The sequence below is a fragment of the Shewanella sp. CG12_big_fil_rev_8_21_14_0_65_47_15 genome, assembly GCF_002783505.1.
Taxonomy (GTDB): Bacteria; Pseudomonadota; Gammaproteobacteria; order Enterobacterales; family Shewanellaceae; genus Shewanella.
On record NZ_PFGL01000017.1, the window covers coordinates 1 to 24,261 of the forward strand.

Annotated in this window: 24 protein-coding genes; 8 read left to right on the forward strand and 16 right to left on the reverse strand. The window is 48.6% G+C overall.

The annotated features are described in order from the left end of the window. The 5 genes from COW15_RS04185 to hemC all read right to left on the reverse strand — a co-directional run. Positions 1–1,153 (reverse strand): retention module-containing protein (locus COW15_RS04185; protein WP_293630267.1); only part of this gene is annotated, 1,153 nt, incomplete at its 3' end. A 435-nt stretch (positions 1,154–1,588) separates the two neighbouring features. Then, entirely contained in the window at positions 1,589–2,755 is a 1,167-nt protein-coding gene (locus tag COW15_RS04190; protein WP_293630268.1) for a heme biosynthesis HemY N-terminal domain-containing protein, read from the reverse strand. Continuing rightward, positions 2,752–3,933, reverse strand: a complete 1,182-nt coding sequence (locus COW15_RS04195) for a uroporphyrinogen-III C-methyltransferase (RefSeq protein WP_293630269.1) — start codon at positions 3,931–3,933, stop codon at positions 2,752–2,754. The genes COW15_RS04190 and COW15_RS04195 overlap by 4 nt, the downstream gene beginning before the upstream one ends. A 60-nt stretch (positions 3,934–3,993) precedes the next feature. Then, on the reverse strand, positions 3,994–4,734 hold the full coding sequence (locus COW15_RS04200) for a uroporphyrinogen-III synthase (protein WP_293630271.1): 741 nt from the start codon (positions 4,732–4,734) through the stop codon (positions 3,994–3,996). A 4-nt stretch (positions 4,735–4,738) separates the two neighbouring features. Beyond that, positions 4,739–5,671: a hydroxymethylbilane synthase gene (hemC, locus tag COW15_RS04205; RefSeq protein ID WP_293630273.1), complete on the reverse strand. Its 933-nt coding sequence runs from the start codon at positions 5,669–5,671 to the stop codon at positions 4,739–4,741. A 206-nt stretch (positions 5,672–5,877) separates the two neighbouring features. On the opposite strand from hemC, the gene COW15_RS04210 reads away from it, so the two are divergent. After that, positions 5,878–8,289, forward strand: a complete 2,412-nt coding sequence (locus tag COW15_RS04210; RefSeq protein WP_293630275.1) for a class I adenylate cyclase — start codon at positions 5,878–5,880, stop codon at positions 8,287–8,289. 85 nt (positions 8,290–8,374) lie between these two features. Here COW15_RS04210 and cyaY read toward each other — a convergent pair whose 3' ends face one another. After that, the gene (gene cyaY, locus COW15_RS04215; RefSeq protein ID WP_007644520.1) at positions 8,375–8,704 is read right to left on the reverse strand and encodes an iron donor protein CyaY; all 330 of its coding nucleotides are present in this window, start codon (positions 8,702–8,704) and stop codon (positions 8,375–8,377) included. A 79-nt stretch (positions 8,705–8,783) separates the two neighbouring features. Between cyaY and COW15_RS04220 the strand changes: the two genes are divergently transcribed. The 7 genes from COW15_RS04220 to COW15_RS04250 all read left to right on the forward strand — a co-directional run bounded on the left by COW15_RS04220 (position 8,784) and on the right by COW15_RS04250 (position 14,241). Further along, positions 8,784–8,972: a lipoprotein gene (locus tag COW15_RS04220; RefSeq protein ID WP_293630280.1), complete on the forward strand. Its 189-nt coding sequence runs from the start codon at positions 8,784–8,786 to the stop codon at positions 8,970–8,972. A 55-nt stretch (positions 8,973–9,027) separates the two neighbouring features. Further along, positions 9,028–10,272 carry a diaminopimelate decarboxylase gene (gene lysA, locus COW15_RS04225; RefSeq protein WP_293630282.1) on the forward strand — a complete coding sequence of 415 codons (1,245 nt, stop codon included), beginning with the start codon at positions 9,028–9,030 and terminating at the stop codon, positions 10,270–10,272. Positions 10,273–10,341: 69 nt separating this feature from the next. Next, positions 10,342–11,169 carry a diaminopimelate epimerase gene (dapF, locus tag COW15_RS04230; RefSeq protein WP_293630283.1) on the forward strand — a complete coding sequence of 276 codons (828 nt, stop codon included), beginning with the start codon at positions 10,342–10,344 and terminating at the stop codon, positions 11,167–11,169. Further along, positions 11,166–11,801, forward strand: a complete 636-nt coding sequence (locus COW15_RS04235; RefSeq protein WP_293630284.1) for a DUF484 family protein — start codon at positions 11,166–11,168, stop codon at positions 11,799–11,801. The genes dapF and COW15_RS04235 overlap by 4 nt, the downstream gene beginning before the upstream one ends. Before the next feature lie 45 nt (positions 11,802–11,846). Then, positions 11,847–12,782 (forward strand): tyrosine recombinase XerC, encoded by a 936-nt coding sequence (gene xerC / locus COW15_RS04240; protein WP_293630285.1) that lies wholly within the window; start codon positions 11,847–11,849, stop codon positions 12,780–12,782. Continuing rightward, on the forward strand, positions 12,782–13,498 hold the full coding sequence (locus tag COW15_RS04245) for an HAD-IA family hydrolase (protein WP_293630286.1): 717 nt from the start codon (positions 12,782–12,784) through the stop codon (positions 13,496–13,498). Before xerC ends, COW15_RS04245 begins: the two co-directional genes overlap by 1 nt. Positions 13,499–13,662: 164 nt before the next feature. Then, entirely contained in the window at positions 13,663–14,241 is a 579-nt protein-coding gene (locus COW15_RS04250) for a HupE/UreJ family protein (RefSeq protein WP_293630460.1), read from the forward strand. Positions 14,242–14,258: 17 nt separating this feature from the next. Here COW15_RS04250 and COW15_RS04255 read toward each other — a convergent pair whose 3' ends face one another. The 10 genes from COW15_RS04255 to prmA all read right to left on the reverse strand — a co-directional run bounded on the left by COW15_RS04255 (position 14,259) and on the right by prmA (position 23,830). Continuing rightward, positions 14,259–14,762, reverse strand: coding sequence for an ATP-binding protein (locus COW15_RS04255; protein WP_293630287.1), 504 nt, complete (start codon positions 14,760–14,762; stop codon positions 14,259–14,261). Between the two features lie 100 nt (positions 14,763–14,862). Beyond that, on the reverse strand, positions 14,863–15,609 hold the full coding sequence (ric, locus tag COW15_RS04260; protein ID WP_293630288.1) for an iron-sulfur cluster repair di-iron protein: 747 nt from the start codon (positions 15,607–15,609) through the stop codon (positions 14,863–14,865). Positions 15,610–15,856: 247 nt separating this feature from the next. Continuing rightward, positions 15,857–16,273: an ion channel gene (locus COW15_RS04265; RefSeq protein ID WP_293630290.1), complete on the reverse strand. Its 417-nt coding sequence runs from the start codon at positions 16,271–16,273 to the stop codon at positions 15,857–15,859. Between the two features lies 1 nt (position 16,274). Continuing rightward, entirely contained in the window at positions 16,275–17,300 is a 1,026-nt protein-coding gene (locus COW15_RS04270; protein WP_293630292.1) for a hypothetical protein, read from the reverse strand. 8 nt (positions 17,301–17,308) lie between these two features. Then, positions 17,309–18,400, reverse strand: coding sequence for an HlyD family secretion protein (locus tag COW15_RS04275; protein ID WP_293630294.1), 1,092 nt, complete (start codon positions 18,398–18,400; stop codon positions 17,309–17,311). Continuing rightward, positions 18,393–19,952: an efflux transporter outer membrane subunit gene (locus COW15_RS04280; RefSeq protein ID WP_293630295.1), complete on the reverse strand. Its 1,560-nt coding sequence runs from the start codon at positions 19,950–19,952 to the stop codon at positions 18,393–18,395. The genes COW15_RS04275 and COW15_RS04280 overlap by 8 nt, the downstream gene beginning before the upstream one ends. Beyond that, positions 19,939–21,048, reverse strand: coding sequence for an AI-2E family transporter (locus COW15_RS04285; RefSeq protein WP_293630297.1), 1,110 nt, complete (start codon positions 21,046–21,048; stop codon positions 19,939–19,941). Before COW15_RS04285 ends, COW15_RS04280 begins: the two co-directional genes overlap by 14 nt. 435 nt (positions 21,049–21,483) lie before the next feature. Next, complete coding sequence (gene fis / locus COW15_RS04290; RefSeq protein ID WP_006083371.1) at positions 21,484–21,789, reverse strand: DNA-binding transcriptional regulator Fis; 306 nt, start codon at positions 21,787–21,789, stop codon at positions 21,484–21,486. Positions 21,790–21,805: 16 nt separating this feature from the next. Continuing rightward, positions 21,806–22,774, reverse strand: a complete 969-nt coding sequence (dusB, locus tag COW15_RS04295) for a tRNA dihydrouridine synthase DusB (RefSeq protein ID WP_293630376.1) — start codon at positions 22,772–22,774, stop codon at positions 21,806–21,808. Between the two features lie 174 nt (positions 22,775–22,948). Next, positions 22,949–23,830: a 50S ribosomal protein L11 methyltransferase gene (gene prmA / locus COW15_RS04300; RefSeq protein WP_293630377.1), complete on the reverse strand. Its 882-nt coding sequence runs from the start codon at positions 23,828–23,830 to the stop codon at positions 22,949–22,951. Between the last annotated feature and the right edge of the window lie 431 nt (positions 23,831–24,261).

Consider the following 24,261-nt stretch of genomic DNA (forward strand, 5'->3'; position numbering starts at 1 on the left):
CATCAATCACGTTACCGGTCACTTCGGGGCTGTCTTCAACAATGCTGCGCACTTCGTTGGCGTCGGTGAAGTCATCGTTCACTGGGGTGACGGTGATGGTCAGAGTTGCAGTTGAGCCAGTGTTTGTTGTGTAAGTTATAACGGGGACTTGGCCATTCCAGTTTTCATTAGGGGTAAAGCTGTAAGAACCATCGGCATTAAGAATTAAGCTGCCGCCCTCGAGTTCAACTGTGGTGCCTGCGGTAAAGGTATTGCCATTCACGGTGAAGCTGGCAACGGAAAGGTCGCTGTCGATATCGCTGTCATTATCGAGCACGTTACCAGTGGCAACGGTATCTTCTTCCACGGTATTGGTGTCGTTAACCAATACAGACGGAGCATCCACTGGCGTGACATTGATAGTTAACGTGGCCGTTGATCCTGTGTTTGTCGTGTAGGTGACGACAGGGACTTGACCATTCCAATTTTCATTAGGGGTGAAGGTGTAAGAACCATCGGCATTGAGGACTAAAATACCGCCGTCTAAGGTTACTTGAGTGCCTGCGGTAAAGGAGGTGCCATCGATCTCAAAGCTTACAACCGTCAGTAGAGTATCGATATCGCTGTCGTTAGCGAGCACATTACCAGTGGCAATGGTATCTTCCGCAACAGTGTTTGTGTCATTAACTAATAGAGAAGGTGAGTCTGTTGCAATTGTTTGTTCTGGTGTCGGAGTGGCTGCATCTGTCAACGGTTGACCTGCGGTTGAATAACCAGAGGTAGCGAGTGCTTCTGAACCATCACGGGCCAGTGACACGTAACCGGAATTACCATCACTAGCTGGGGCATTACCCGCTGCGGTCTCTGGTAAGTTCTGGGTTGGATCTTCACCAGATGCTATAAGATCTTGTAATGCTTGGATTTCATCTAAGGCTGCTTCACTTGCCGTGTTGGGGACGGCTGCGGCTGTAGCGTTCGGAGCAACCTCATTAGATAGCTTAGTGCCATCATCGAAGGTTATCTCGTATGTCGCGTTTTCCCCTATATGGAGAACTGCACCTTTCGGGAGTAGCTCGCCATCCTTAGCGGGTTGATTTGTACCATTAACTTCGACGCTGATTTGCCCTTTAACAAGCTTGAGCATACCGTTTTTTGATGTAATGACCGATCCCATAATAAGCTCCCAACAGCCCAACTGTGTTAATCCGAAGACGCACAAATTCAACAAATATGTTGAATCGTGATACAAGTGGTGAAATTTTAGCTGGGGAAACGTGTTAAGTCAATTTTTTGACGCGGCTGTATTGCTTGCTATGACTGGATTTTATCGGGTGCGGAACGTAAAACTGACATTTTTTAGGGAGCTAACTAGATGTAGTGCCTTAATTGATAAAATTAACGCTATTTAGTGTATACGATCTCTATATGTAAACATATTTATAACAAAACAATCTTGGCGTGTGGGTGAAAATTTTATTAAGGAGTAAAAATTTGTAGGCAGGGAGTGTCCCGTGATGGGGAAACAGATCACTTTGTAGTGATGTTATTATGGTGAAACGCCGTAATCTGCTTGCACACATCACGGCGTCTATTTATTGAGTTTATAGAGCTACAAATTAACCGCTTGACGATAACTTTGATTGGCGTGACCTTGCTCGCCTAATTGTTCTTGGATCCGGGCTAATGCCAACCAAGAATCCTTAGTAGGTTGAAGTCTGCACACATTTTGCCAACAGCTTTTGGCTTCTTTCATATCCCGCGTTTGCTGATATAGTTTGGCGAGACACATCTGGTAGTCGGCATTACTCTCATGGGTCACTTCATGTTTCAGTAACTGTTTGCGAATTTCAGTATCTTGGGCAGTGGCAATTTCAGGAATTGTCACTAAAAGTGCTGACTCGGGGGACGTTCGTAACTTTTTAGATAACAGTTTCAGCGCTTGATCTTTGCGATTAAAGCGGCACAAACCCATGGCATAAATAGCTAGAAACTCAGATTGATTGCGTTCACTACGAGATAACCACTGCCAGCATTGTTCTAAGGCTTCTTCACCTTTAATCGTTGCGGCCTTGAGTAAGGCACAGTGGGTTGCTAACTCGAGTTCATTTAATTGACTATCCTCTAGGATCTGGCGTTTCCTTAAAATAGGTAGCAATAGCTTGAGTGCCTCCCAATCCTCTTGGGCCCGGTATAACTCAAAGGCGAGTTTAAGCAATGGCGCTTTACTCTTACTGGTCGGGGCTAATTTATCCAGCTCGACGCGGGCTAAGGCCAATTCCCCTTGTTTTAAGAGGTATCGAGTGCGAGTGGTTGCGACGGCATTCGCGGCAAGGGGTTGCGCTGCTGCACGATCAAGATATTGATCTCGCTCGGCTATTTTTTGTTGATACTGAGCCGCACGGGCCGCTGCCAGTAAGTTAAGCGCAGGAAGTTCGCCGTTGTCGGCGCCTTTGATCATGGCGCGTTCGGCCGCTGGCCAATCTTCTTCAGCCAGAGCCAGAGCCCCCATTAAGGTATGCTTCTTGGCAGAGCGGCGGCGCCAGTGGTAAGGAATAAAACGACTGCGTAGCACCAGATTGATGGCGCTAATCACTAGCCACTCGAATACTTGGAATACGGCATAAAATACAATTAAGGCAATGATCCCAAAGATTAAGCTGGTCTCAATCTGGTAGTCACCCGCTGCTATATAGACGTAACCTGTATTACCAACCAACCAAGGGCTGATACAGAGCCCTATTAGCACAATCCCTAAGTAAATTAATATTTTGATCATAGTGACGCATCCTCTGATGAGGTCAGCTCACCATAGCTAGTCAGCTGTAATAACAGAGGTTTAGCTGTAAAGGATTTCAGGGTAATAGGATCAAGTTCTAAGGTCGCTAATTTATCGATTTCGGCGATGGCCTCAGCTGTCTTGTGATCTTGCATATCAAAGTAGGTTTGGATCCATTTTCGCGCCATCATCAATGATTGGTGATAAGCCGCTCTGTCATAGCGATATAACGCAAGTTGCGATTGCAGCAGTTTATGGCGAATATTTTCAACCAGATACCATTGCTGTTCCGGTGCGAGTAAAGCGGGCGCATCGGCGGTTTTGTGGCGTATGGTAATAAAGTCTTGGGTTAATGCTTTCCACGTTTTACCCAGATTGCTCTGCCAATCATTCAAATCCCCAGTAATAGTTGTATCTTCTGGGGTATCGGCTTCTGCATCGGTGCGATTCAGCGGCAGTTTATCGAGTTGTTCAATTAAGGCATCGAGGGCCAATACATTGCCATCAATATCTGTGGTTTTAATGCTGGCCGTGGCGGCGATATCTTTCGCCAGTGCTTTCCGAATCGGCAGTAACGCTGGATTGTTCATGGCGGCGATGGTTTCATCCGCCGACTTTAATAGATCGGTGGCGGTGCGGGGATCTTTTTCTAACCAAAGTTTACGGCCCGCCATATTTACTAAATATTCGGCTTCAGAGGCCATCCAATGCGTTGGGCTGCGCTGGGCAAGTTTATTGACCCTGTCCTGCAGTTGATTTTGATCTTCTGCTAATTTTGTCAATTCTTGGTAAGTCTTAGCATCATTCAGTTGCTGCTGCTCAAGCTGGCCAATACGTTGATTTGGCTGCAATAGCGCTTGCTGTAATTGGTCCTGAAGGGCGATATTTTTTGCATCCTGCGCTAGCAGTTGTTGTTGCATTTGTTGGTACAGCATAAAACCGCCACCAAGGGTACAAGCGGTTAAACCCAGCGCTAATAACACCCCAAAGCGAATCGCCCACGAGCTTCTATTGGAGGCTGGCGTTTGGCTCGGCGTGCTTGAAGCTGTGGCTTTGGCTGTTTGGGATTCAGTGGATGACGCTGATGTTGCGGACATGTCATCGGTCGTTTCCGGTGACACAATAATAGCGGTAGCCTCGGATTCCGGGCTCTTTGCGTCGTGCTTGTTGTTATCCATTTAACAGTCCTTGAAAACATGCTACTGCCGAAATTCGAGTAAAATCGGGCTAAATAGCGCTTAGAGTTTAAGGGCGTTTAGCACGGCTTTGCTGTTGGCGGCATTGGCATTGGTGACTTGGGTTATACCAAAGGCGTGAGCTTGAGCTTCTACTCGGTTACTTGGGACTATGATATGACATGAGCGCAGCCATGCAAATAGCTCTTTTGGCACTAAATTAATCAGATTATCCAGTACTTCACCGCTGGTCACTACAATAGTATCTATCCCGAAGGCTTGCCATTGTAGTGCTAACTGTCGCCCATCGAGTGGCGGGCAGGCCCGTTGATACACTTCCCAATAGTGTACAGTTGCGCCGCGCTCAGTCAGTTGTTCGGCTAAGGCTTCGCGGCCACCTACGCCACGTATAATAGTGATATTTTTCCCTCGGATTTGTTGCAGCCCAGGCAGAGTCAGTAATCCTTCTGTTTGCTGACAATCATCTGGGGCTTCGAGTGCCGAAATGCCGAGCTGATCTAATGCTTCCCAAGTCGCATGTCCTACGGCGAAGTATTGAGCTTGAGGCCAAGCTTTGGTGTGTGGATCCGCAGTAGTTAAGGCGTTATCCGCAAAAGTCACTGCATTGGCGCTGATGCAGATAATCATATCGGCGTGTGCCAAGGGGTGCGGAGTATTTAGTGCAATAGGGGGCGTTGCTTCGACACACAGCAGAGGTGTGACCCAATGGGCAATGCCTAGTTCATTCAAGGCATCGACCATGGACTGATTGCGCCCCTCGGGGCGCGTCAGTAAGACTTTCATTGACTTAGGCTTTAGCGTAAACGGCGTCGAGAATGCTTTTTGCACCTTTGCTCAGTAACTCTTCGGCAAGGGCAACACCTAATTGCGTGGCTTCGGTTTTTGGGCCTGTGATCACGCCTTCGATGATTTCACTGCCATCGGGATTACCGACTAGGCCGCGTAGGGTCATCTCGTCACCATCTATTTCAGCAAATGCGCCAATCGGCACTTGGCATCCACCTTCGAGGCGAGTGTTCATCGCGCGCTCGGCAATAACACGGTAGCGCGTTTCTAAATGTTCTAATGGTGCCAGTAGCGCTTTAACACGCTCATCATTGGTGCGGCATTCGATACCCACGGCGCCTTGGCCATTGGCGGGTAAGGATTCTTCGGCCGAAATAAAGCTGGCAATACGCTCAGATAGTTTCAGGCGAATTAAGCCCGCAGCGGCAAGGATAATGGCATCGTATTCGCCGTTATCTAGCTTAGCTAAACGTGTTCCCACGTTACCGCGTAAATCTTTGATGATGAGGTCGGGACGTGATGCGCGCAGTTGGCATTGGCGGCGTAGGCTCGAGGTGCCCACGGTTGCGCCTAGTGGTAATTCGCTGATCGATTTATATAAATTCGACACGAAGGCATCGCGGGGATCTTCACGCTCGCAAATTACCTCAAGACCGAGTCCTTCAGGAAAATCGACGGGCACGTCTTTCATGGAGTGCACTGCGATATCGGCTTGGTCTTCTAGCATGGCGACTTCGAGTTCTTTGACGAACAAACCTTTACCACCTACTTTTGCTAGCGGCGTATCTAAAATCACGTCGCCCTTAGTGCTCATTGGCAGCAACTCCACCACAATACCGAGGTGAATGCGTTCTAATTCGGCTTTAACAAATTCAGCTTGCCACATGGCCAGCGGACTCTTGCGGGTTGCGATACGTATGCGGTTCTCAGACATGCCTAGCTTCCATCAAAGATCTTAGTTGCGCCAATGCTAACATTGGCTATTAGTTTATGTAAGGAAGTGATATCGATTCTTTGAAGTTGGCTGTATTCTAAATAGCCGTAAAATGTGACGAGCTTCACATTTAGTTAGTTGCTCGGATTTGCAAAAGTGTTAACATGAGCACACTTCTCATAAGTATTTAAGCGTTGTGTTCTAGGATGGATCAGCAAGGCCTATTTCCTGATATTGCAGAAAGACTTAATAAGGTTCGCATCGCGCGGGCTTTGGCTTTATTGTCACCGCTACAAAAGCATTTATTCCAGTTAATTCCTTTTTTTATTCACCAGAACAGCGTTCAGTATCCAGGGTGTCATGCTCCCGATACTCCCTGTGGCATTAAGGAGTATTCAGCGGGTGTGCTCGAGTCGCAGGCCTGTGATGTTGTCAAGCTACCATTTATAGCCCAAGAGCCTGATGTGTGTGCCTTCGAAGGCGTTTATGCCATGGGCAGTACCGCCAGCTTTGGCCAAAATACCAAGAGCGATGTCGATGTTTGGTTGGTATATAGTGCCGATTTGTGCGACAGGGACTTAGCCTTAATTCACACTAAAGCCAATAGATTAACCGCCTGGTTTGCCGAATATCAATTTGAGGTGAATTTTTACTTAGTGCATTCGCAACAGTTTAGTGGTGGTCTGGGGCGTAATGGATGCCAATCTTCCATGGCACACGAGCACAGTGGTAGCGCGCAGCATTGGCTGCTGCTGGAGGAGTTTTACCGTAGTCAAATTCGCTTGGCGGGTAAAACTATTGCATGGTGGCCAGATGCTAAATTAAACCCTGACCTCCTGTATCTTGGAAATGTGCATGAATTACCCGCGAGTGAGTATTTTGGCGCCTCGCTGTGGCAACTCTATAAAGGCCTAAATAAGCCACACAAAGCCTTGATCAAAGTACTGTTACTCGAGGCGTACGCCAGTGAATATCCCCATTCTCAATTGCTCTGCGATCGTCTGTGGCAAAAAACGCTCGCTGGGGATTTTTCAACCGCTAATGATGCTTACTACTCAATCTATCAAGTGATTGAGGCCTACTTGTTGCAGCAAAAGGATACCCGTCGTCTCGAGATTGCGCGCCGCTGTTTTTATTTAAAATGCGGGGTATTTTTAAGCCGGCCAGATCAGGGGAAAGATTGGCGCTACGCCAAATTACAAAAGCTAGTGCAGGATTGGCAATGGCCCGACAGTTTGATCCGCACCTTAGACGACTGTGAACAGTGGCATAGCGGTCAACTCAATTGGTTTAATGATCAATTGAATGAGTTGTTATTGGCGAGCTATCAAACCCTATTGCGATTTGCATCGACCCACGAGCTAAATGAGGGGCTGCGTGTCGAAGAACTGGGTATGCTCACCCGCAAATTGCACACCTATTTTACCCAAGATGAAGATCAAATCTCTAAGCTAAATTTACTCTGGAGTCGTTCCGTTGCCGAATCGGAACTCACTATGGTCTCAAGTAGTCGTGAGAACCGCTATTACCTTTACAGGCAAGGGCCCAAGCCACAGAATTTGTTGGGCGAATCTGCCATATGCAAAGGTAAAACACCCTCGGCGTTAATGATTTGGGCTTGCTTAAATGGGGTTTCTACCCCGGATACGAAATGGTATGAATTAGGCCGGAGCAAGGTGCACTCGAAACGGCTTACCGAGGCCTCTAAGCGACTATTGAATTTTGTCGACCATGATTGGCGAGTGTCCAAACGGGACTTATGCCAGCCTTGGCATTTCAGGAAGCTGATCTTCGTACTGAACCTAGACAGTGATCCCACCACTGAATGGCGCGGGCAGGAGATGGTGGTCGATATGATGAACGCTAACGTATTTTCCCTTGGACGCAAGAAGGAGAATATGCTCGGGGCCTTAGATGCGATATGTCTGAATAGTTGGGGTGAGTGGCAATGCCATCGCTTTGAAGGCGAAACCGCGATATTACAAGCCTTAGCTTTTGTCACGCCAGGGTTAAGGCGTGCTACTTTGCCTGTCGATATGGATGTGATTAGCTGCTCGCAAAAGCTGCGGTCACAACTTAAATTAGCGGTAAAAAACCTGCTCATGCAAACGATGCGTTTATGTCAGCAGGCACAGCAGTCCAGTACCTTAGTGCAGCCGCTGCAGATTAGTCATACTCGTTATGGAATTTTCTTCAACTCTCTAGGGATGGCGTATCAAGATTTAAGCGATGCTAAGTCTTTTTATCAACAGCTATCCCGCAGCCATTTAGTGCAATTACCACGACCAGAACTGGGGAATGATCCTTTTTCGAGTATGCCTAAAGTGGTTCAGAATTATGCCGCTAAGGGAGCTATCCAATATTTTCTACGTCAAAGGGTGGATAACTTAGATGTATTTATTCTCGATGAAGAAAATCAGCTGAGCCATTATGTCCAGGCGGGATCGAACATGGCTGAGTTAGTAAATAAAGTCAGCCATCATTATGTGTTTAGTGAACATTATGCCTCCAGAGCGGGGTTTAACATTCCGCAGTTTTTCCATCTGGTACGGGTGGCGGGTGAGTTAACAGTGACACCCTTCGGTATCAATGTGAGCGACCAAGACACTGAGTTTTAAGCTGGGTTTTGAACATAAATAATGGGAGCCAAGGCTCCCATTATTGTTTTGCACTATTATGACTTTGCGCTACGACTGGCTTAGATTAGAAGCTAAGTTTAATGCCGCCTTGACGTTGGATAGACTCTTGCACAAATGGCATAAACTCACCGCCGTTGCGCCCATCTAGCCATTTCCCATCGACAAAACCGAAGTGATATCCACCAAAACGGGTAGCTACCCAGATCTCATGCAAAGGTTCTTGTTTATTGATCACAATCTTAGAACCATCCACAAATTCTAATTGCAGTACATTGCCGCTGGCATCGATGTCGACGTCGGCATCTTGCTCATCAATCGCGGTTTCAATGGCATTCTCTATGGCTTGGAACATGTCATCGGCGAGCTGGTGAAATTCTGTATCTGTCATGGCCATGCATTTCTGTCCTTTGCTTTCGTCAAGATGGGTGCGATTATAAGGCCATTAGTCACCAGATGCACAGATGTTGAGAAAAATGAGACTGTTTTTATTGTTAATGCTTGGTAGCCTATTCATTACGGCATGCGGCCAAAAAGGGCCCCTGTATAAATCACCTGCCGTTGAGGCGAGTCAAGCGCCAAAAGCTGAAGTGCCTAAGACAGTGCCTGAGGCCGAAAAGATCAACACTGAAATTAACGCCATCGAAGCGGAAAAAACACAATAATCACCGCTCATTAGAATAATCAACACGATAACAAAGCGCAGTAAGGAACCGGACATTGGATCACTTTCTCTACCACAATAATACCCTGCATGCTGAAGGCTGTAGAGTGAACGATTTGGCCCAGACCTATGGTACGCCACTGTATGTCTATTCCCGTGCGACGCTTGAGCGTCATTGGCATGCCTTCGACAATGCCGTTGCTGATCACCCACATTTGATTTGTTATGCGGTTAAAGCCAATTCGAATTTGGCCGTACTGAATGTGTTAGCCCGCTTAGGCAGTGGGTTTGATATCGTTTCCGGTGGTGAATTAGCGCGAGTGATTGAAGCGGGTGGCTCCCCGGATAAAGTGGTGTTCTCTGGCGTAGGTAAAACCGTTGCCGAAATGGAACAGGCGCTCAACCTAGGGATTTACTGCTTTAACGTCGAATCGAGTGCCGAGCTTGAGCTGTTAAACCAGGTTGCTGGCCGTTTAGGTAAAGTGGCGCCCGTGTCACTGCGAGTCAATCCCGATGTGGATGCGGGAACTCACCCCTATATTTCGACCGGCCTTAAAGAGAACAAATTCGGTATTGCTATGGATGAGGCCGAAGCCGTATTCGCCCGCGCCCATGGGTTGCCACATTTACAGGTGAAGGGGGTCGATTGCCATATCGGCTCGCAACTGACTGAAATTCAACCTTTCCTCGATGCTATGGACCGCATGTTAGCCCTGATCGACCGTTTAGCCGAGCAAGGCATAGTGATTGAGCATTTCGATGTCGGTGGTGGTTTGGGGGTGACCTATGATGCTGAAACGCCGCCGCACCCCGATGTGTATGCCGCCGCGCTACTGGAGCGTTTAGGGGACCGTCAACTTAAACTGATCTTCGAACCTGGCCGTGCGATTGCGGCCAACGCGGGGATTTTTGTTACCCAGGTGCTCTATCTTAAAGAGAACAGCGACAAGCGTTTTGCGATTGTCGATGGCGCGATGAATGACTTAATCCGCCCTGCACTCTACAGCGCATGGCAAAATATTATTCCCGTTAATCCAAGGAATGAGCAAACCTATGCCTTTGATATTGTTGGGCCAGTGTGTGAGACTGGTGACTTCCTCGGCAAAGACCGCCAGTTAGCGGTAGCGGCGGGGGATTTGCTGGCGGTGCGTTCGAGTGGCGCCTACGGTTTTGCGATGGCCTCTAACTACAATACCCGTCCACGGGCCGCCGAAGTGATGGTCGATGGCGATAAGGCTTATCTAGTACGTGAGCGAGAAAAACTGTCTCAGCTCTGGCAAGGTGAGCAACTCCTGCCGTAAACTAGAAAATTATATTGATTCAGGTGCTTGGCTACTTATGGCAGCGCCTAGGCTTAAAGGATAAGTATCTTGATCCAATTCACTAAGATGCACGGACTGGGCAACGATTTTATGGTGGTCGATGGGATCACCCAGAATGTGTTCTTTTCGCCTGAGCAGATCCGCCGCTTAGCCGATCGTAACTTTGGTATCGGTTTTGACCAGTTGCTCTTGGTCGAACCGCCCTATGATCCCGATTTAGATTTTCACTATCGCATCTTCAATGCCGATGGCGGGGAAGTGGAAAATTGCGGTAATGGCGCCCGTTGTTTCGCCCGTTTTGTACGTAATAAGGGGCTGACAAATAAGAATAAAATTCGTGTTAGTACCTCATCGGGTAAAATGACGCTGCGTTTGGAACGTGATGGCACTGTAACCGTCAATATGGGCGTGCCTATTCTCGAACCTAGTCAAATTCCTTTTAAGGCCAAGAAAGCCGAGAAAACCTACCTGCTGCAAACGCCCCAACAAACCTTTTTATGTGGCGCGGCTTCCATGGGCAACCCCCACTGTGTACTCGATGTGGAAGATGTTGCCAATGCTAACGTTGCCGAAATTGGCGCTCTGCTGACCAAGCATGAGCGTTTTCCGCGCGGAGTGAACGTCGGGTTTATGCAAGTGGTGAACTCAGGGCATATCAAGCTGAGAGTCTATGAACGTGGCGCGGCCGAAACCTTAGCCTGTGGCACGGGCGCCTGTGCCGCCGTGGTGGTGGGGCAAGTTCAAGGGAAACTGGATCAACAAGTGCGAGTGGATTTACCCGGTGGTACCTTAACCATCAATTGGGAAGGCGAAGGCAAACCCCTGTGGATGACCGGACCCGCGCAACACGTTTACGACGGACAAATTCAGTTATGACAGAGCCCCTCATGCCACAGACAGATGTGCCCTTCGATGAACTCATCATTCGTGAGTATCTGCTCGATAATCCCGACTTTTTTAATCGTTATCCCGAGCTGTTGTTAGCGATGCGTTTGCCCCATATGGAACGTGGCGCTATTTCTTTGGTTGAGAGGCGGCAGGAATTGTTGCGCCAGCGAGTGAGCCAGCTCGAGGAAGAAATCACTAGCCTGTTGGCGATGGCGGCGCGTAACGAGAAAATTTATCTGTTTAACTCTGAGCTGTCGTTTAAGTTGCTCAATTGTGCCGATCTAGTGTCGCTTAAAGAGATGTTAGCCGACAGTTTGAAGGACCAGTTTCATTTTACCCATGTGCGTCTTATTAGTGTGCTCGATGTAGACCTTGATATGAAGGCGATTTGGGAGCAACGCTTGCGTAAAGGTCACTATTTTGGCCGCGTGACGCAACAGGAAGCTAAACGCTTATTTGGCGCAGAAGTGGGATCAGTTGCCTTAGTCAAGTTAGCCGAAGAGATCCCCGTTATCTTTGCCATCGCCAGCCAAGATGCGACCCATTTTCACCCCGATATGGATAACATGCTGCTGGAACAGCTACGACGTTTGCTGGCGTATATGTTAGCTAAGCTTTGATTATTATCGAGATAATGTTTAATCCCCACCGATAAGGAGCCCGATATGAGTGCACCAGCGAGCGATATATCGGATCCCTGTGTGGCGGATCTCTGTGCCAACTACCTGCAATCCTTTGAGCGTTACTTACATTCGGAGCGGCAGTTATCCGATCATACCGTGCGCAATTATCTCTACGAGTTACACCGCGCCAATGGATTACTGCCGGATGGTATTGATCTGCTCAATGTCGCGCGTGAACACTGGCAACAAGTGCTCGCCAAGTTGCACCGCAAGGGGTTAAGCCCGCGTTCTCTCTCATTGTGTTTATCCGCGATTAAGCAATGGGGAGAGTTTCTGCTGCGCGAAGGTGTGATCGAACTTAATCCCGCCAAAGGCTTAAGTGCGCCCAAACAGGCTAAACCGCTGCCGAAGAATATCGATGTCGATTCCCTAACCCATTTACTGGAAATTGAAGGCACAGATCCCTTGAGCCTGCGGGACAAGGCCATAATGGAGCTATTTTATTCCAGTGGCCTGCGTTTGGCTGAGTTAGCTGCACTCGATTTAACCAGTGTGCATTATGAGTTAAGGGAAGTTAGGGTATTAGGGAAAGGTAATAAAGAGCGAATTGTGCCAGTCGGCAGCTATGCCATAAAGGCGTTGGAAGCTTGGCTCACCTGTAGAAGGCAAATCCCCTGTGAAGATAACGCCCTGTTTGTGACCGAAAAAGGCCGGCGTTTATCCCATCGCAGTATTCAGGCGCGGATGACAAAATGGGGCCAAGAGCAGGCACTGTCGGTGCGAGTGCATCCCCATAAACTACGCCATTCCTTCGCCACTCATATGTTAGAAGCAAGCGCCGATTTGCGGGCGGTACAGGAATTATTGGGTCATGCAAACCTTGCGACCACGCAAATTTATACCAGTTTAGATTTCCAACACTTAGCTAAGGTGTATGATAGCGCCCATCCTAGAGCGAAAAAACCACAGGATAAATAATGCGTTGTTACCTTAGACCCCAAAATATTCACGCGATCAGTTTCGATCTCGACGATACCTTGTACAACAACCAGCCCTATATTTTGAATGCAGAAGCCGAGTTAACTCAGTTTTTACATCGGTCCTTTCCACTCACTGCGGCATGGCAACCTCAGGATTGGCGACGGCTAAAACTGCTGCTTTTACAGCAAATGCCCGAATTAGCCCATGATACAACGGCGGCAAGGATAGCGACGTTACGCCAAGGGTTACTGCAACTTGGTTATAGTGCGGCTGAGGCCGAGCGTGGCGCTGCAGAAGGGTTAGCGTGTTTTTATTTTCATCGTAGCCATTTTCAAGTATCAAGCGAAGTGCTCTCGTTACTTAGGCACTTGTCGCAGCGTTTTAGACTGGTCGGTATTACCAACGGCAATGTGGATGCCGAGCGTATTGGTCTCGGTGATGCGTTCGAATTTGTTTTGCACCCTGGAAACGGTGTGCGCATGAAACCTGCTAAGGATATGTTTGATCTCGCCTGTGCTCGCCTAGACATCCGTTCGGAACAACTGTTGCACGTTGGCGATAGTCTAAATGCCGATGTGCGGGGGGCGCGTTTGGCTGGCTGTCAGTCGGTGTGGCTGAATCCCAGTTTTGGTCAACTTGAGTCATTACCAATAGCGGCACTTTTGCCCCATATGGAGATCGCAGCCCTAGGATCGCTTAGCAATATTTTGTGAACTTGAACTATTTTGTGAATTTAAACTAGGGATTTGTTTGCGCGTGTTTTTACTGAGTATCTTAAATCAGTCTTCGACAATCTAAGGGTGATAAAGATCACCGTTTATCGCCCGGATATGCAGTAGAGTCTTATATGGTTCAATTGCTTATCAAGGATCTCGCTATGGTGCGCTTAAGTTTATTTGCTCTACTCACCTTCCTGTTTATCGCGCCGGCTTCGGCCCATGAGATCCATTCAGGCGGTGGCTTTATGTCGGGCTTTAACCACCCAGTGCTAGGGTTTGACCATCTACTCGCTATGCTAAGTGTGGGGATGCTCAGTACCCAACTCGGCGGTCGTGCTATCTGGACGGTTCCCTTAGCATTTGTCGCCTTTATGTTGCTTGGCGGGATTCTAGGTTTATACGCCATTGCCGTTCCTTTCGTAGAAATTGGCATCACCCTCTCTGTGTTGTTGCTCGGGCTTGCCATCGCCTTTGACCGCCAGCTTCCCCTGTTATTTGCCATGGCATTTGTTGGCGTGTTTGCCATATTCCACGGCCATGCCCACGGTGCAGAAATGCCGGAATTAGCGAGCCCTGTATTATACGCGCTGGGATTTTTATGCGGGACAGCGGTCATCCATCTAGGAGGGGTAATGATTGGCCTTGGTATGCAGCGTGTAACGGGGCAACGCAAGCTGATGCGCATCTCAGGTGCGGCAATTGCGGCTATGGGCGGTTATTTATTAGCAGGATTTTAATTCATAAAAATAAAGGGTTAGCGCGTCTTGAGCTGTTTATTGCAGTAACGGGCGCGGCGCAGTAATTGACTCACTTGTCGACGGCTTGCATGCATGTCGGCATCCCCCAATCGAAAATAAGTGCCGGTGTAGGCATTACCCCCAATAAAGATGGGCTTTAGGTGTTCCGGTGCGAGTGGTACACGGATCCTGATCAGCTTTTTATTCATAATTTGAATCAGTTGCACGTCCGAAATGGCGAGAATATTGTGGCTAATCCGGAATGGGTCATCGAGTATCTCCCAAAATTCTTGCAAAACTGGTAGGGGATTTGGAATACCTTCGATGGTGAAACGTCCGCGCATTTCCCGTATACCGAGAATGATCTCGCCGCCTAAGGTATTGGCAAAAGAGCTATAAGTAGCCCAAATATCTTCGGGTAATTGGCCTTGACCATCTCGGCCGCCAGCGAGCTTAAATTCCACCTGGGCCGACTCATGTAAATCGGTAATATCATCGAGTGCAAAGGATTGAAATGTCATGGCTGCATACCCGTCAGTGACACATGACTTTTTTGTAGCATGCAATAGAAACAAAGGCCAGATTTTGCCTTTGTTTCTATGACTAGATAAGCGCTTAACCCTAGGCGAGATTGAGCGCTTTAGGGAAGAGGATGTTGTTCTCTAGATGGATATGCCTATGCAGGTCTGCTTCAAATTCCGCTAGGGTGGCATAACAGACGCGCCATGTGGTGCAGGCATATTCTGGCGGGATAAAATCATTCGTTAATTCATGCAGTTTTTGCAGGATTTGCCCCGCTTCCTCATGTTCATGCTGCATAGCGTTAATGGGATTACCTATATGGCCAAAACAGCCTTCAATCTGCTCACCTTGACTGAGTGCGCGGATCGCCGGGAAGAGAATTTTTTCTTCCTTCATTAGGTGTGGCATTAGCTCTTCGATTAGGGCTCTAACCCAACCTGCAAAGGGAATGATTTCGGCATAGTGCTCACCGTGTGCACGCACCATTTTTTCAGAATATTCAATCAGTAATGGTGCTTTTGCCCGTACATATTGGTGGTGGGTGGTTTCGATATAATCAATCAGTTGTCCCAGAGGCAATTGATTCAACTCATCTTCTCTGCTACCCACCAGTGCGGCCTCTTCTAATGCAGCTATGACCTTAGTAGGATTGACCTCGGCGCGCTCGCAGGCAACGGATAGTGGTTTGCCACCACCACAACAAAAATCAATACCAAATTGGCTAAATATATGGGCACGGCGGAAATCCTCGGCGACGAGTTCTCCTACTTTCCTATCTAACCATAGTGGTAATACCGATGACCCTTCCTGCAAGTTTAGCTCCGATGACAGATTGGCAGACGACATAGCAATACTCCAAAGCAGACAATAAATTTACATTCATATTATTTGCATCTTTAATGTGGGGCAACTAATCCTGACTAAAATAGTCAGGTTTTGCAGGCGAAGTCACAATTCATTGGATGAAATATCCCTTAGGGAGTAGGACGGATAGGAATTATCAACAATGTCAAAAAAGCAGCAGTACAGGGCTTAAGGCGCGGTCATTGTGGTGCGCGATTAAGCATGCCACCCTAACAATAGGGGAAGTCGTTTAGTGTTTCCTTTTTTGGATGTTATGTTGCAAGACGGCCAACATACAAGCGCCTGATAAGCCAATCATTAGTGCACCATTGACGGCTTCTAACGGGCCAAGCATCTTCCATTGCGTACTCATGACCACATCGCCGTAGCCTAATGTGGCGAAGTTAACACCCGAGTGATAAATGGCATCCCTTAGTGTTTCAAATTCACCGAGTAGTAAAAATAAGGCTCCCCAAACAACGATTTGCGCGAAATTGCCCAGCATAACTATCGTGATAATGCCAAATAGGCTCAGTACGCCAGCGGTTATGCTATCGCGATCAGAGAAGTTTTTACTGTAAAAGCGAATACACCAGATGGAGACTAGGGATTGCAGTAACATGTTTATCAAAATGACGGGTAAACCGACCAACATAATTGTCAGCATTTTATGCTCCTATATTGGATTCTGGTGCCGGCCGACCAGCTGGCCACCAATGTTCAAGCATGATCACGCATAGCCAGCCGTAGCCCGCGACCATTAAATAGAGGCCAGTGCGTATCGCACCTGCCAACCAAACATCCTTACCTGTAGCGCTGTCAGCAATTGCTGGGCCAAACAGAATCAGGGCAGTGATCCAAGCATTGCTCCAAAAGGAGGGCGGGAAACGTCCTGGAGCGAGTTGAACTAAGCGCCTCGTTAACCAAAGTGTCATTAGGCAGAGCATCAATACCAACATCAATAATGACGGCCAGATACTCAGCCCCATCCAGAGTGCAAAGGCGAGTAAGGCGCCCATTAAGGTTGATAGCACCAGCTCCTTACCCACATGTTTAGCGTCGAGTGACGTACTTTGTTGCGCCAGCATTACCGTTTTCATAACTGCCGGAATATAAAATGCCGGATTGCTCAGCGCGAGTAACCACACTGGCAACACAATAATCGCTGCGCGTAAGGCCAGTCTTTTGGAGTGCTCGGGTGGCAGAGCCGCTTGTTGAGTCTTGACTGCCACAGTGTTCGGGGGAAATAGAGCGTGGGCTATCCCATTGACTAAGGTTCCAATGAGGATCCCTACGGCCATCATCTGGGCAATCGCAATAGCCAATGCCTGCTCAATAAGGCCCGCGACCGGGATAACAGTGATCGCCATAATGAGCAGCATGGCTATTGCCCCCATGCCAGTGATCGATTTTTGCATCAGCAGATAGAGAAGTAGCATGACTAAGAGCACGGCCGCTAAGGCATAGTGTTCCAGCAAGGGCACTAACAGCACCCCGCCAACCATCATGCCCAGCAGGAGCGTGGCGCCGACCAAGCCTTGCTTGAAACTCAGTGCTGCGCCAGGACGACATAGGACTATCCAAGCCATAATGCAACCAAGGTGGGGCATAGGCAGGGCTAATCCGTAGCAAATCAGCACACTCATCGTGACACCAGCACTAATTCTCATTACCGCACTGTCGGCGTTATGCATATGGCATCTCAATAGAGGAATGAGAAGAGGCTCATCAGACGGATATACAAGGCTCCGAGCAGGTTCATCAGCCCATCCTCATCGGTATAAACCAGCACATCGGCTTGACCACCGACACGCAGCCCCGCTGCGGGAGGAGGATCGGCACTAAAGGCAATTTTAACGGGGAAACGCTGGGCTTGGCGCAACCAATCTCGGTTGTTATCTACCGTCGGTAGTGAACCTGCCTGCTGGTTTTTGCCATCGTCTATACCATAGCCAATGCTGCGAACCTCCCCTTGGAACAGCTGCCCCGGTAGGCTATCGAGCAAGATACTGACCTTGTCACCAATTTGGATATTACCGAGGTTATTCTCAGTCATGTCAGCCGAGATCCAAACATCATGGATGGCGACCAGTGTCATGGCCGGTGCGCCCGCACTCATAAACTGGCCCGCGTCTGTGTTGAGATCGGTAATGAGGCCACGGCTTGGTGCCAGTGCTCGGGTATTGAGTCTGTCCAACTCCGCCTTGTTTACCGCCGAGCGGGCGCTGAGAAGTTGGGAGTTATTCTCACCTGCGATCCCCGCCGACTCTATGGCCCGGCGCACATCGGCTTCGGCCGCCGTGACTTGGCTTTTGGCTGTTTCGCGTGTCGCTTGGGCGATTTCAAGGCGGCGTACTGATATCGCTCCTGGATCTTCACGGTAGAGGCGTTCCTGGCGTTCGGCATCTTTGGCTGCATTATCATAGGCTGCTCGCATCGCTTGTAGCGTTGCTTCGGCGGCCCTGACTCCTTCGCTGCTCGCTTTGACGCCACTGAGTACAGTTTCATAATCAGAGCGCGCCTTAGCCAGCGCTATGTCATAGGGCTCAGGATCGATTTCGAATAGCGGTTCACCTATGTCAACATCTTGATTATCATTGACATATACTTTGAGGATCTGCCCCGACACTTCGGCTGCGATAGGAACAACGAAGGCTTGTACCCGCGCCTGAGAGCTATAAGGTGTTAGCCTATCGGCAATCAGATACCAAATAAGTAACAGAAGGATTAATCCCAACAATCCTAATGTAGCGCGGCGGCTGGTTTGACCGGGAGAAGACGTGCTATCAGTCATTAAGGATCCCCTTCTGAGTATTGGGTTGGAACTGACTATCTGGTTGGGACTGAGTATTGGGTTGTGGCTGAGTCGCATCGAGTAGCGGTGCCCATTCAGAACGCGTTCGCAGTTGAGCTTCGACTTCTGGGGTGACTAAGGCGCGTTGGCGGCCTTGTTCCCAACCTCCACCTAACGCTTTGTAAAGCAAGATAAGATTACGGATTTGGGCGCCACGACTATTGACTAAGCGTTCTTGTTGGTTAAATAGCGCGCGTTGGGAGTCGAGTACCCGCTGAAAATCGGCCATTCCTTCACGGTATTGGGTATTGGCTATTTCGAGGGAGCGGCGTGCCGCTGCGCCCGTTTGAGTCAATAACTGGATTTCGTTCTGATCGTTAGCATAGGCGATGGCGGCATCGTCAACCTCCCGAGCAGCTTTAAATACAGTGTCACGGTAACGCTCGTGTAATTGCTGGAAGCGGGCGTCCTGGATCAGGATTTGATTGGTTAAGGTGCCTCTATCGAGTAAATTCCAACTGATAGAGGGGCCCGCAGCCCAGGAAAATGCTTCGTTACCCATCCCTGTGGCATTAATGCCTAGGGTGCCTAACAGTGTGATTGATGGATAGAGTTCACTTTCGGCAATACCAATAAGACCCGATTGAGCAGCCAGTTGCCGTTCGGCGACTCGTACATCGGGGCGGCGGCGTAATAAATCTGCGGGCATTTCGGCGACCAGTGCGAGCTTACCCTGTGGAATATAGCCTGTATTTGACTCCATTTCCGCTAGCGGCCCCGGCGCCCTTGCCAGTAAAGTGCTTAGGGCGTTCTGGCTTTGGCGCAGGTTGGTTTCGAGTTGTGGAATACCTGAGAGGGTGCCCAGATATTGAGTCTTGGCCTGCTGCACATCTAGCTCGGCACTGTTGCCACTTTGAAATAGTCGCTCAGTAATTTCCAAACTGCGTTTTTGAATGCGCGCATTCTCTTGGGCTATCTGGAGTCTGGCCTCAATGGTGCGGATATTCACATAATATTGAGCGACTTGCGCGATCATCAACACCTGAACATCATCGTATTGAGCGAGGCTGGCAAAGTAGTTAGCGTCAGCGGATTCAATACCGCGTTGGAATTTGCCCCAAAAGTCTAGCTCCCAACCCAGATTAAAGGTGGCGCCATAACTGCTACCCGATGCGCTATGGCCATTTTGTGTTTGGCCTACCCTTAGCCACTCACCAGTTGCCTGCGTGACCTGTGGGCCAAGCAAGCTTTCGGCGATGCCGAGTTGTGCTTGCGCCTCGAGGATGCGCAGACCGGCAATGCGTACATCTGGGTTTTTGACTAAGGATTCTTTGACTAAGACGCTTAATACAGGATCGTCTAAGCGTGCCCACCATTGATGATAATCAGCGGCAGGGGCCTCATTTTTAAAGAGGCTCTGGCTCATATTCTGCCAACTCTGTATTTCTTTGACCTCGGGCCTTTGATAGTCGGGGCCGAGCACGCTACAACTGCTGAGCAGCACACAGGCCCCACCGAGCAGAGTCCGAGTAAAAGGGTTATTGATGGTCATTGGTCTCGCTCGTCTCCGCGAGACCGTCGTCAACCCAGGCCATAAAAATGCGGTAGCCGATAGAAAGTAAGGTTGCCCCAACAAACATACCAAGAATACCGCTAGCCGCCATACCCCCTAAAGCACCGATCAGTACCACAGGCATAGGCGCATCGACACCGCGGCCAAGGAGTAATGGCTTAAGTACGTTATCAGCCATACCCGCCACAATCAGCAAAATAGTGAAGACGATATTAAGGGCTGTGCCGTGATCGCCAATCATCCAAATATAGGCGATGGCGGGGATGGTGACGAGAATCACTGGGATTTGCGCTATGCCTAAAATCAGCGCAATGACAAAGAAAATACCGACCGCAGGAATACCCGCGAAGGTCATGATGATGCCGACTAACAGGGCTTGAATAAAGGCAACCCCTATTACACCTAAGGCCACGGCGCGGATAGTTGCAGTGCACAGGGCGGTGAGCTTTAAACCGCGCTCTGAGCCAATAATGCGGGTAGCGATACGGTCGGCACTATTGGCTCCTGCGCGGCCATAGGCCATGATGATCCCCGCCACGATAAAGGAAAAAATGCTCATCAGTAAGCTACCGCTCATACTGGCCAGCGTACCTATAATTTTTTTAGTCGCTTCGCCTAGCTGTGGTTGCAGGCTCTTGATCAAGGAAGGTAGATCGGTGGACGCTTTTAGCCATACAGTGTTGAGCTTCTCACCTACCAGAGGAATAGTAGCTATATTGGCCGAAGGAGCGGGAATATCCAGCGTATTGTTATTGACGCGTTCAATCAGATTGCTGATGCTGTCCCCCATGGAGCTAACCATAGCTATGGTCGGGACGACCAACAAGAGTAAACCGAGCAGCACCAGCAAGGTCGCTGTTTTGCCCTGTTTATCATTCAGGCGTTTGGCGAAACGTTGATGTAAGGGATAAAGGGTCACCGCTAAGATCAGCGCCCACAACATCAGGTTCATAAAGGGCGCAAACACGGTAAGGCAGAATGAGGCAAGTCCCAAGATCAGACTAAACTTAATAAACATATCCAAAAATCTGGCGACGATTCGTTTTTCAACTGCAATTAATTCATTGTTTTCCATTTTGATGTTGCCTCAATGAGTGATAGCACATTCCTAACAAAAATCCGTGATATGGTTAAATCAGCGGACAGCTAGTCGAACATTAACTAAAACAGAAAATAAATAAGATGTTTAACTGCATCACCTTGTTATTTAGTCAACAAGTCAGATTTTATTAACTTTTGATTTTAAAGTGTAAATTATCAGGGTTTTATTTTTTACTTATACTTCTATAGTGGAGACAGCGATAACCTAAGATATTTGCCTATGCAGTATAGATACGAGTCAAAGGCCATTCAAATAACCCATATTTATTTTTAATCTTAGAAATAGTGGTTTCATCGATAGAAATTAGCTTAGGAATTCTCTCTAGGTAGATATGGGAGGCATATAATGCGAAAAGGGGCTAACCCTTGCAGGTTAACCCCTTTTCTAACAATCACTTAATCGAAATGATTAGTTCATGCCGTATTTTTTCAATTTTTTACGCAGGGTACCACGGTTGATACCTAGCATGTTTGCTGCGCGGGTTTGGTTGCCACGAGTGTGTTGCATGATGATGTCAAGCAGAGGCGCTTCAACTTCGCTTAGCACCATTTCATAAACTTCTTGTGCTTCCTGACCGTCCAACTGTGCGAAGAAGTTAGTTACGGCACGCTTGACGGCGTCACGTAATAACTGGGGCTTGATAGTGCCGTTTGCTGTTTCGATTTTGCCAACGGTAAGCTGGTGAACTTCTGTGTTAGTTGTCTGATCAAACATTCTATTCTGCTCTTTATTAATTCTGTACTAATTCATCAAAATAACATTCCACGAGGGAATACTGTTCTGCAGCGGTTTCCAGCAGATTAAAGTCAGCCCTAAATTGGCGCTGAGCTTCTTGGTCTAGGTACCATCCCATATGTTTTCTGGCGAAGCGGATACCCTTGTATTCACCATATAAGTCATACAGTTTGGTGAGGTGTTCCAGCATCACTTCACGCTGCTGGGCAACCTCAATGGGCGCTAGCTTATTACCCGTGTCCAAGTAGTGCTGGATTTCTCTGAAAATCCAAGGCCGTCCTTGAGCACCCCGTCCTATCATCAAGGCATCGGCACCGGTGTATTCCAGCACAAAGCGGGCTTTCTCCGGACTGTCGATGTCCCCATTGGCGACGACAGGAATCGAGACATTCTGTTTGATTGCTTTGATCGTGTCGTACTCGGCGTTGCCTCTGTACATACATTGTCTCGTGCGGCCGTGAACGGCGAGCGAGGCGATGCCACAATCCTCTGCAATCTGGGCGATTTGAACACCATTCCTGTGTTCTGGCTCCCAGCCGGTGCGAATCTTTAACGTGACAGGCACATTCACTGCGGCGACCACGGCTCGTAAAATCTCTTTTACCAGCGGTGGATTTTGCATCAGCGCTGAGCCAGCCAGCTTTTTATTCACTTTTTTCGCGGGGCAACCCATATTGATATCAATGATGTGAGCGCCTTGTTCGACATTGAACAGGGCGGCTTGCGCCATTAAATCAGGATCGGCTCCTGCAATTTGCACTGAGCGGATGCCTTCCTCGCCAGAATGCGTCATGCGCTGGCGGCTTTTATCTGTATCCCAAACCTCGGGATTGGATGAAAGCATCTCGGAAACCGCTAGGGCTGCGCCATAACGAAGACAAAGATTACGGAAAGCTTGATCGGTGACACCTGCCATTGGTGCCACGATCAGCTGATTGTTCAGTTGATAGGGTCCAATCTGCATTTACTGTTTCACCTTAGCTCTTCAAAGGGGCGCTATAGTAGCCCTTTTTGTTGGCCGTGAAAAGGTCAATAAATGACCTAGAGGTAATTTTTTTTCTTGACTTTTAATCGGCGAGAAGTCAGAGGCTAAATAGTGGGAAGCCAGCGGTGGCGCATGTTGCGCCACCCTTTAGCGCTATTTACGCTTGCCTGTCAAGCGGCTCCAATCTTCTTTGTGAGCCGCTGCGTCCATATCGAACCATTGGCTATAAAAGTCAGAGATTTCTTGGGCTTGTTCTTTGAGGAGACCGGAAAGGGCAAGTTTGCCGCCGGTTTTTACGCGTTCTGCGATCAAAGGTGCTAATTCACGCAGTGGGCCAGCAAGAATGTTGGCGACCAGTACGTCGGCCTTGAGATCGGCGGGTTGGTCTTCTGGTAAGTACAAGGCTAGCTTGTCGGCGACATCATTGCGCTCGGCGTTAGCCCGCGAGGCGTCGATGGCTTGATAGTCGATATCGATACCTGTGACCTTTTTCGCGCCCAGTTTCAGTGCGGCCACGGCTAAGATGCCAGAGCCACAGCCAAAGTCGATCACTTCTGCATCGCTTAAATCTAAGCTGTCTAGCCACTCTAAACACAGTGCAGTTGTAGGGTGAGTGCCTGTGCCGAAGGCAAGACCGGGATCGAGGATCACATTGACTGCGGTTGGATCGGGGATCTCGCGCCAGCTTGGGCAGATCCACAGACGCGTGCCGAATTGGATGGGGTGGAAGTTATCCATCCATTCGCGCACCCAGTCTTTATCTTCAATTTGTTCGACCTTATGGCTGAAGTTCTCGCCGAGGAAGGGCAAGGTTTTCAACATGGCGATGGTCGGTGTCAGATCGGTTTCTGCATCGAATAAGGCAACGACAACGGTATCGCGCCACAGTGGGGTTTCGCCCAGTTTAGGTTCAAAAATAGGGGTGTCTTTACCGTCTTCGAAGGTGATAGAGACTGAGCCTTCTTCCATGAGCAAGTCGCTGATGGTTTCAGCGTCGTCGCTATTGGTGTTGATACGGAGTTGGATCCAAGGCATGGGGGCATCCTGTGGCTGAGTGTGCAAACGCTAAGGGTTCAAAATATCGCGGTATTGTATACCCAAACTATTTCAAAATGCAGGATTTGGCGGGAATTTAACGCGTTTTAGGTAAGGTCGTTTGGTTATCACTAGGGTTTAGGTTCTATGACTGACTATCGTGGTATTGCACTTTTGTCTATACGACAAGGTGTTAGCTGGTGAGTACGGATTGGTGTTAAAAAACGAATTGTCAGTTTTATTGTTTAATATAACACTATGAAAATATTGGCTAATTGGTTTTACCTTTGTTTGGTTTTGACTCGTTTTTTGTGATCGTCTTCTAAGAGTTCCACTCTGCATAGTGAGTTGGCTCACGCTTTAAATCTGTGACACTGAACGATGATTTTTGTTACTGCTATGGTGTAGTTTGCCAAGAGGTGCCAACGATA

Excerpts from the sequence above, each read along its gene's own strand:
- COW15_RS04280 (WP_293630295.1), bottom strand. The coding sequence starts at position 19,952 with ATGACCATCAATAACCCTTTTACTCGGACTCTGCTCGGTGGGGCCTGT.
- hemC (WP_293630273.1), bottom strand. The coding sequence starts at position 5,671 with ATGTCTGAGAACCGCATACGTATCGCAACCCGCAAGAGTCCGCTGGCC.
- COW15_RS04235 (WP_293630284.1), top strand. The coding sequence starts at position 11,166 with ATGACAGAGCCCCTCATGCCACAGACAGATGTGCCCTTCGATGAACTC.
- fis (WP_006083371.1), bottom strand. The coding sequence starts at position 21,789 with ATGTTTGATCAGACAACTAACACAGAAGTTCACCAGCTTACCGTTGGC.
- prmA (WP_293630377.1), bottom strand. The coding sequence starts at position 23,830 with ATGCCTTGGATCCAACTCCGTATCAACACCAATAGCGACGACGCTGAA.
- cyaY (WP_007644520.1), bottom strand. The coding sequence starts at position 8,704 with ATGGCCATGACAGATACAGAATTTCACCAGCTCGCCGATGACATGTTC.
- ric (WP_293630288.1), bottom strand. The coding sequence starts at position 15,609 with ATGTCGTCTGCCAATCTGTCATCGGAGCTAAACTTGCAGGAAGGGTCA.
- COW15_RS04285 (WP_293630297.1), bottom strand. The coding sequence starts at position 21,048 with ATGGAAAACAATGAATTAATTGCAGTTGAAAAACGAATCGTCGCCAGA.
- COW15_RS04265 (WP_293630290.1), bottom strand. The coding sequence starts at position 16,273 with ATGCTGACAATTATGTTGGTCGGTTTACCCGTCATTTTGATAAACATG.
- COW15_RS04190 (WP_293630268.1), bottom strand. The coding sequence starts at position 2,755 with ATGATCAAAATATTAATTTACTTAGGGATTGTGCTAATAGGGCTCTGT.
- dusB (WP_293630376.1), bottom strand. The coding sequence starts at position 22,774 with ATGCAGATTGGACCCTATCAACTGAACAATCAGCTGATCGTGGCACCA.
- COW15_RS04275 (WP_293630294.1), bottom strand. The coding sequence starts at position 18,400 with ATGACTGATAGCACGTCTTCTCCCGGTCAAACCAGCCGCCGCGCTACA.
- COW15_RS04220 (WP_293630280.1), top strand. The coding sequence starts at position 8,784 with ATGAGACTGTTTTTATTGTTAATGCTTGGTAGCCTATTCATTACGGCA.
- COW15_RS04195 (WP_293630269.1), bottom strand. The coding sequence starts at position 3,933 with ATGGATAACAACAAGCACGACGCAAAGAGCCCGGAATCCGAGGCTACC.
- COW15_RS04250 (WP_293630460.1), top strand. The coding sequence starts at position 13,663 with ATGGTGCGCTTAAGTTTATTTGCTCTACTCACCTTCCTGTTTATCGCG.
- xerC (WP_293630285.1), top strand. The coding sequence starts at position 11,847 with ATGAGTGCACCAGCGAGCGATATATCGGATCCCTGTGTGGCGGATCTC.
- COW15_RS04245 (WP_293630286.1), top strand. The coding sequence starts at position 12,782 with ATGCGTTGTTACCTTAGACCCCAAAATATTCACGCGATCAGTTTCGAT.
- COW15_RS04210 (WP_293630275.1), top strand. The coding sequence starts at position 5,878 with ATGGATCAGCAAGGCCTATTTCCTGATATTGCAGAAAGACTTAATAAG.
- COW15_RS04200 (WP_293630271.1), bottom strand. The coding sequence starts at position 4,734 with ATGAAAGTCTTACTGACGCGCCCCGAGGGGCGCAATCAGTCCATGGTC.
- COW15_RS04255 (WP_293630287.1), bottom strand. The coding sequence starts at position 14,762 with ATGACATTTCAATCCTTTGCACTCGATGATATTACCGATTTACATGAG.
- COW15_RS04270 (WP_293630292.1), bottom strand. The coding sequence starts at position 17,300 with ATGCATAACGCCGACAGTGCGGTAATGAGAATTAGTGCTGGTGTCACG.